General features: G+C 63.5%; 1 protein-coding gene. It reads right to left on the bottom strand.

Features of this window, described 5'->3' with window-relative positions; translation table 11 throughout:
* On the bottom strand, window positions 1-1673 hold a 1673-nt coding region (locus tag CQ13_RS12230; protein ID WP_156433638.1), incomplete at both ends, for a non-ribosomal peptide synthetase.

Here is a 1673-nt window from a genome sequence, read left to right as displayed (position 1 = left end):
TCAAAGAAGTTGTCGTGCCGCCCGACCCGAGCCACACCGAGAAGCTCGGCCCAGATCGTCGCCAGCGCGGTCTCGGTCTCGCCCCGCGGCGGCTCATAAGCCGCGCGCGCATAGGCCGCATCCTCAGGCATCGGCAGCGCCTTGCGGTCGAGCTTGCCGTTTGCCGTCAGCGGCAGCGCCGCCAGCCGCACAAACGCAGCCGGCACCATGTAGTCGGGCAGCCGCGCACTCACATGCGCGCGCAACGTGCCGGCAAGGTCAGATCCCTCAGCTTTGCCGGCGTGCTCCGCAGCCGCAACCACATAGGCGACAAGACGCTTCTCGCCGGTGCGATCCTGTTGCGCCACGACGACCGCATCGCGCACGAATGCGTGTTCGACGAGCCGTGCCGCGATCTCGCCGGGCTCGATCCGGAAGCCGCGGATCTTCAGCTGGTCGTCGTTGCGGCCCAAAAACTCCAGATTGCCGTCCGGCAAGTAGCGCGCAACATCCCCGGTCCGGTACATCCGCGCCCCCGCCTCAGCGCTGAACGGATCGGCCACAAACCGCTCCGCCGTCAGCTCGGGCCGGTTCAGATAGCCACGCGCGACCCCCGCCCCGCCAATGTAAAGCTCCCCGACCGCCCCGAACGGAACGGGCGCGCCATGACCGTCCAGCAGGTAAACCCGCGTGTTCGCGATCGGTCGGCCAATCGGGAGCCGCTGGAATGGCTCATCAATCGCGTTGATCTCGCAGACTGTCGCAAAGGTCGTCGTCTCGGTCGGACCGTAGCAGTGCAAGAGATGCTGCGGTCGGTTCTGCCTCAACACCCGTGCTACTGCCGCCACATCAACCGTATCACCACCAACTAATAGCAACCGCAAACTTGCCAGCACCGGGCCTAGATCATTAGCGCTCTGCCTGAACAACCCCGCTGTCAAATGCAGGACGGTAATGCGGTGCTGCTGAACCAGACTGCGCAGCACTTCTGGCTCCAGCACATTAGTGTATGGAATCGCAATCAGGCTCGAACCGTGTAGCAGCGGTGCCCAGACTTCCAGCGTACTGATATCAAACGCGGGATTGCCCAGCCATCCCACTCGATCCCTCGAGCTGAACTCCGCATAGCCGTTGTTGATGACGAGCCGGTTGACAGCACGATGAGGAACAACAACTCCCTTGGGAACGCCGGTCGAGCCGGAGGTGTACATGACATAAGCGGCGGCCTCGGCGCTCAATGCCAGGCCTGGATCGGTACTACATCCTGTTCCGGCCATGAGCGGCTCAATGGGCAGAACAGGGATTGTCACCTCAACCAGATCGTCATCGTCACTCTCGCTAAGCACGAGGCGCGCATCACAGTCGGCCAGCATCCAGCTTTGTCGTGCAGATGGAAGAGCGCGATCGATCGGCACATAAACTCCCCCCGCCTTCAGGGTCGCCAACTGCGCCACCACAAGCGCAACGGAGCGGTCCAGCATTGTCGCAACACTATCCCCGGGCCTCACCCCGAGCCCGATCAGATGATGCGCGAGCCGGTTCGCCCGTGCGTTCAGCTCGCCATAGCTCAGCTCCTCGTCCTCATCGACCACTGCCACCACCTCCGGCGCCTTTTGCACCTGCGCCTCGAACAGCTGATGGATGCACTGCTCCGCCGGATAGGGGGCCGCCGTCCGGTTCAACTCCTCCAGGAG

Source organism: Bradyrhizobium retamae, assembly GCF_001440415.1.
Lineage (GTDB): Bacteria > Pseudomonadota > Alphaproteobacteria > Rhizobiales > Xanthobacteraceae > Bradyrhizobium > Bradyrhizobium retamae.
Note: the sequence above shows the minus strand (reverse complement) of the source record. Positions and strands in the feature narration are given on the sequence as shown.